The organism is Polaromonas sp. P1_F2 (assembly GCF_056405735.1).
The window spans coordinates 1-6385 of record NZ_JBFUBN010000027.1 but is presented as its reverse complement, the minus strand read 5'-3'; the positions used below and the strand labels follow the sequence as shown (position 1 = coordinate 6385).

General features: G+C 59.7%; 5 protein-coding genes. 2 read left to right on the top strand and 3 right to left on the bottom strand.

Annotated elements, in window-relative coordinates:
* The 3 genes from AC1D0O_RS25025 to AC1D0O_RS25015 all read right to left on the bottom strand — a co-directional run.
* Nucleotides 1-215: tetratricopeptide repeat protein (locus AC1D0O_RS25025; RefSeq protein WP_477656184.1), on the bottom strand; the 215-nt coding region annotated here is incomplete at its 3' end.
* Nucleotides 216-310: 95 nt separating this feature from the next.
* Nucleotides 311-2791: a tetratricopeptide repeat protein gene (locus tag AC1D0O_RS25020; RefSeq protein WP_477656183.1), complete on the bottom strand. Its 2481-nt coding sequence runs from the start codon at nt 2789-2791 to the stop codon at nt 311-313.
* An 8-nt stretch (nt 2792-2799) separates the two neighbouring features.
* Nucleotides 2800-5532: a tetratricopeptide repeat protein gene (locus AC1D0O_RS25015; RefSeq protein ID WP_477656185.1), complete on the bottom strand. Its 2733-nt coding sequence runs from the start codon at nt 5530-5532 to the stop codon at nt 2800-2802.
* Nucleotides 5533-5672: 140 nt separating this feature from the next.
* On the opposite strand from AC1D0O_RS25015, the gene AC1D0O_RS25010 reads away from it, so the two are divergent.
* A complete protein-coding gene (locus tag AC1D0O_RS25010; RefSeq protein WP_477656182.1) occupies nt 5673-5972 on the top strand; it encodes a hypothetical protein in 300 nt (99 codons plus the stop codon).
* A gap of 199 nt (nt 5973-6171) precedes the next feature.
* Nucleotides 6172-6385, top strand: a 214-nt coding sequence (locus AC1D0O_RS25005) for a pilin (RefSeq protein ID WP_477656181.1), incomplete at its 3' end; no start/stop codon positions are given.

Genomic DNA, 6385 nt, shown 5'->3' with positions numbered 1-6385 from the left:
CCGGCCGAGTCCGGTTTGTACTGCACGGCCTTGGCAAACGCCTCCAGTGCATCTTGTGCATCGCCCCGGTCAAGCAGTATGGTGCCGCGGTTGAAGTGCGCCCGGGCATAGTCGGGTACCAGGGCAATCGCCTGGTCATAGCACCGCAACGCCTCTTCCGGTCGCCCCTGCTGTTCAAGTTCCACGCCCTGCGCCAGCAGATCATCGGCGCTCAAACCCGGATCCGGACCCGGCGTAGCTTGCGCATCCGCTTTTGCGGCGGGGCACGACACTCGCACAAATCTGTCAAATATTCCCATTGCCGGCCTCTTCAGCCTGCCGCGGCGGGCATGGGGTTCTGCTCACACCACAATTGCCACATGCCGCGCAGGGCGGCCTCGAAATGACCGGCAAAGCGTGGTGCGTCGAAGATGGGTGAGGCCAGCACTTGCTGCCGCAAACCCGCGCGCAGCCGGGCCAGGCCCTGCAAGTCACCGGCATGCGAGACCGCACGGGCGACATAGTCATTGGGGTCTTTCGCGACCCATTCGGGCAGTCCTGCGTTCATCAGCAGGCCGACGCCCTGCCGCGACAAAAACCGCTCTCCCTCCAGTGTCAGCACCGGTACCCCCATCCACAAGGCTTCCACGGTCGTCGTGCCGCCCGGAAAAGGGAAGGGATCCAGGCCGATGTCCACCCGCTGGTAGGACGCCAGGTAGTTGGCCCTGTGAACGTAAGCCTCAAAGATCAGCCGTTCAGGGTTGATGCCGTGAACGGCGAAGCGATCACAAGTGTTTTGCCTGGTCGATGCTTCTCCAAGCTGCTTGTATTTGAGAAACAGGCGGCTATCCGGCACCGCATTGAGCACCTGCGCCCAAAGCGCCACCACGGCGTCGTTCATCTTGCTCAGATTGTTGAAGCATCCAAAGGTGACAAAGCCGTTTGCCAGCGCCGGCAGCGGGCCGATGGCTACGGCGGTGTCTGGCGGTGTGAAACAAAGGCGGGTTTCCGGCAGGCGCCAGATGTGCTCGCTGAAATGAGCTTCCTGGTCTGCTGGAAGCGTCCAGGGATCGGCGATGAAGTAGTCAATGGCAGCCACTCCCGTCGTGGCGAAATAGCCGAGCCAGCTTGCCTGGATGGGCGCCGGTTTCCAGGCAAACATGGGTAGCCGGTTTTGTGCTGTGTGCCCCGAAAGATCTATCAGGATATCGATGCCGTCATCCCGTATGCGCTGGGCCAAGGCCTTGTCGGACATGTGCGCGGTGCAATGCCAGCCTTCGCAGTGGGCATGCAGGCGTCTGCTGGTCTCGTCGTCGCGGCCGTTGTAGTTGGAATAGGCGAACAGCGCCAATCGTCCCGAAGCCTGTGAGGAAAGGGCCGCCAGCACGCTTTCCAGAAAATAGCCCACCGGGTGGTTGCGCAGGTCACCGGACACAAAACCCACGCGCAGGCATCGCCCGGGGTCGGTCGAGTTCGGCCACTCCGTATAGGAATGCGCCAACCGTGCCGCCATCGCGCCGAAGCGCTGGGCGTCTGCGAGTAAAAGCGCGGCGGGTTGATCCGTCACATAGTTGTGAATGAAGAGCAGATTGTTGTGCGCCAGGGCGCAGTCGGGGTCCAATTCAAGTGCCCGGCGTACGCTGTCCAACGCTGGTTCGAACCGGCCAAGGTCTTTCAATGCGTTGCTTAGCCCAACGTAAGCGTCCACGTTGTCGGGACGTATGGCCAGCGAACGTTGAAAACTCACGATGGCCTCATCAGGCTGGCCGATAGTTGCCAATGTGATGCCCAGATTAAGATGCCCATCTGCGTTGTCTGGTTCGCTCGCTATAGCGCGGTGGAAATGTTCCAGCGCTTTCTCATAGTGCCCGAGCTGGCCCAGCGCGGCACCCATACTGTTGTGGGCCGATGCATAGTCGGGCTGAACCTCCAATGCCTTCCGGTAGCTTTCGACTGCCTGGTCAAGCTTTCCCTGCTCCTGGAGGGCCAAGCCACGGTTGTGATGGACCTCGGCCAACCGGGGGTTGATACCAAGGGCCCGGCCATAGCATGCGATGGCTTCGTCCAGGTCGCCGAGTTCCTTCAAGGCACTTCCGAGATTGCTGTGCGCTTCGACCAGCCCGGGATCGAGTGCCAGGGCGCGCCGATAGCTGGAAACGGCCTCATCGGGCCGCCCAAGGTCCTGGAGGGCGATGCCCCGGCTGTGATGCACTTCTGTGAAACCTGGCTGGAGCAACAAGGCGGTATCAAAGCAGATAATCGCTTCCCCGGCCTGTTCGCTCTCCATCATGACTCGGCCCAACGTGTGGTGCAGCTCCGCTGAGTCCGGCCTGAGCTCTGCGGCGCGCCTGTAGCTGCCGATCGCATTGCGATACTCACCCAGCTTTGCGAGCGCCATCCCCAGGCTGATGTGCGCATCCACAAAGTCGGGTTTCAGGCGTATGGCTTCGCGGCAGGCCGTGATCGCTTCGCGGGTGTTTCCCAAACGCAGGTATGCATTGCCCATGTTGTAGTGGGCCGCGGCCGAGTCGGGTTTGTACCTCACGGCTTGCCGATAAGCGTCCAGCGCACCTGCCGCCTCGCCCTTGTCGAGCAACAGGTTGCCGCGGTTGAAATGGGCACGCGCCAGTTCGGGCCTGAGTTGAATCGCCGCTTCGTAGCGCTTTAAGGCTTCCTCTTGTTGCCCGCGCTCCTCAAGCGCAATGCCTTCTTCAAGAAGAAGGCCGGCATCGTCCAGCCTGGGTGGCACCGAGATGCCCTTGCCGCCGGCGAGGTCGGGCTTCACTTTAAGGAAGCGGTCAAGTATTCCCATTTGCCGGCCTATTCGGGCAACGGCGGGCGGAGATCCCGTTTACACCAGATGCTCCACATGCCGCGCAATGCCGCCTCGAAATGGCTCGCAAAGCGGGGTGCGTCAAAGATGGGCGAATCAAGGACCTTTTGCCGCAAGCCGCCCCTTACTGTGGTCAGTCGCTGCAGGTCCCCGGCATGTGATACCGCGCGCGCAAGGTAGTCATCAGGGTCGCTTGCGATCCAGTCGGGCAGGCCGGCGTTCATCAACAGGCCCACGCCCTGCCGCGACAGAAAGCGCTCACCGGCCAGCGTTAGCACGGGCACACCCATCCACAAGGCTTCGGCCGTGGTGGTTCCGCCGGGGAAAGGGAAGGGGTCAAGACCGATGTCAACCCTTTGGTAGGCCGCCAGGTAGTTTGACCTGGGGCCGTAATTTTCAAAAATCAGTCTTTCCGATTGGATGCCGTGAGCGGCAAAGCGTTCACGCGTGTGTCGCCGCACGGATGCTTCCCCAAGTTGCTGGTACTTGAGAAACAGGCGGCTATCCGGGACCGCGTTCAAGACCTGAGCCCACAGTGCCACCACGGCATCGTTCATCTTGCTCAGGTTGTTGAAACATCCAAAGGTAACGTAGCCATTTGCAAGCGCGGGCAAAGGACCGACGGCTACATTGGCGCCCGGCGGCGTAAAGCAAAGGCGGGTTTCCGGCAGGCGCCAGATCTGCTCGCTGAAATGGGCCTCCTGGTCCGGCGGAAGCGTCCACGGGTCGGCGATGAAGTAGTCAATGGCAGCCAGACCGGTCGTCGCGAAATAGCCGAGCCAGCTCACCTGGACAGGGGCCGGCTTCCAGGCGAACATGGGGAGCCGGTTGCTCCCGGTGTGTCCAGAGAGATCAATCAGGATATCGATGCCATCAGCTCTGATGCGTTGGGCCAACGCTTCATCGGAAAGCCCAATCGCCGGATGCCAGCCCTTGCAGCATGCGCGCAGCCTCGCACTGGTCTCGTCATCACAGGTGCGGGTCGGATAGGCAAACAACTCCAGCTTGGGGGGGGGCTTGGAGGAAAGTGCCGCCAGTACGCTCTCCAAAAAAAATCCCACCGGATGGGCGCTGAGGTCGCCGGATACAAATCCCACTCGCAACGTCCGGTCCGGGTCCGGTGAATTGTTCCAATGCATGGAGGGATGCGCCAAACGCGCGGCGACCTCCCCAAATCGCTCCGCATCCGCTAACAGGTCCTTGGCCGGCAGGTCTGCCACGTAGTTATGGATGAACAGCAGGTTGTGGTGCGCCAGGAAGCTTTTCGGGTCAATTTCAAGCGCACGACGCAGGGCTTCCGATGCCTCCGCAATGCGTCCGGCATCTTTGAGGACACTGCCGAGATTCGCGTAGGCGTCAGCGTAATCGGGCTTGATCTTGATGGCACGCTCAAAGATTGCGATGGATTCGGCGAGCCTGTTGGTGTGACTGAAAAGAAGGCCGAGATTGTTGTGGGCTTGAACATACTCCGGGTCGATTTCCAGTGCCCGAAAAAAACTTGCCTCGGCCAGGTCGAGTTTGTCGAGTTGCTCCAATACGCTACCGTAGTTGGAGTGCGCGATGGCGGAGCCGGGGGCGATGTCCAACGCCCGCCGATAACTTTGTGCCGCGGCTTCAGTTTGCTCAAGGGCCTGCAGCACGCTGCCCATGTTCACATACACTTCTGCGAACTCAGGGCGAAGGGACAGGGCTTTTTCAAAACAAACCAAGGCGGCGTCCATGTTCTGCCGCCTCTTCATGACGAGGCCGAGGTTATTGTGTGCCTCCGCCGAGCCAGGTTCGATCTCAAGGGTGCGACGGAAGCACTTTTCCGCAGGATCAAGTTGCCCGAGTTCCAGCAAGGCGCTACCCTGGTTCAGGTTGGCCTCGGGGTTGTCGGGCTCGATTTCCAAGGCGCGGCGGTAGCTGGCGATAGCCTCCCTGTGCAGGCCGTGGTCTCCCTGCGTATTACCGAGTCGAACCAGTGCCGCCGCATTGTCGGGCGCGGCTTCCACCGACCGGCGGTAACTGGCAATCGCTTCCTCAATCTGGCCAAGGGCCTTCAGGGCATCACCGAGGTTCATCTGCGTTGCCGCGTTGGTGGGATCCGCCTCGGATGCGCGCCGGAAGTACGGTGCGGCCATATCGGCTTTCCCCTCGCGAAGCAGGATGCCGCCGAGGTTGTTGCAGGCCGCTATATGATCGGGTTTGATGGCCAAGGCCTGGCGATAGAGCGCTTTTGCACGATCAAACTGCTCAAGATCCTGCTCGGCGAGGCCTTGACGGAAATAGCCCCCGGCCTGATCGGACTCAAGCTCAAGCGCCAACTCCAGCGCGGCGTGGGCATCCGCAAAATCAGGCTTGAGCGACACGGCTTGCCGGTAGGCCGCGACGGCGGCATCGGCTGCCCCAAGGCGGAGATGGGCGTTGCCTATGTTGAAATGCGCAGCGGCCGAATCCGGTTTGTGCTTGATGGCCTCCAGATAGGCGCCCAGTGCACTCTGAGTGTCGCCACGATCCAGCAGGATGTTGCCGCGGTTGAAATGGGCCCGCGCGAGCGTCGGCGCCAAGCCAATAGCTGATTCATAACAGCTTAAAGCTTCGTCCACTTGGCCTTGTTGTTCAAGCAGCATGCCTTTGTCCAGCCATTGCCCGGCATCCAGGGCGGGACCCGAAGCCGCGTCGCCTATGGATCTCGAGGAGGTGCTTGCGCGTTGCGCGAATCGATCAAAAAGGCCCATGGTTCGCTGACTCTGTAGGCCACTGACATTGGCCGGGATTGCGTGAATCAAGCGTGGGCTAAAGCGTCAGCGCTTGGTCTTTGGTGCGAAACGTTGCTGATTCTATAATCAGCGCACGAGCAACACTATCAGGGATCGATATGGCATTGGCTTGGTTTGACGCCGGCGAGGCGAAAAAATTCGGCGCGTCTCTTGCGCAGTTTTTCCTGGAAAAAATTCCCAAGGTAGCGGAAAAGAAGGACAAGGAATTTGCCCAGAAGGTCGATTACACCCTCGAGAAAATGGCGGTGCAGATTGTTCAATTCAAGACGCAGCATAAATTGAACACTTACAAGAAAGCCCAGCTTGGAAACGTTTTCAAGTGGGCGCTTCTCGATGCCGGCATTTCAGCAGACTACGCGGACGAGATGACGCGCTGGGTGATTCAGCGGGTTGGATAAACATTCGGAGCCGCCGAATTCTCGATGTGACAAAAGTGTCGCGTCGAAAATTCAGGGTGACAAAATCTGCGTCAAAACCCTGTTTTTCCCAGCGATCTCCACAGCAGGAACAGGTGTTCAAGAGGGAGCCAGGTACTGGCATGAAAACTGCGGAGCCTTAAGGCTTTTTTGGTTTTTATTTTCATCTAAGGAGTTTTTCATGAAACGTTCCCTCCAGCAGGGTTTTACCCTGATCGAATTGATGATCGTTGTCGCGATCATCGGTATTCTGGCCGCCGTGGCTTTGCCTGCTTACCAGGACTACATGGTTCGCGCCAAAATGTCTGAAGTGATCCTGGCTGGTTCCTCTGGCCGTACGGCTGTCGCGGAAACCTACGCACAGAAGAACACCATGACGCTGACGGCACTTTCGA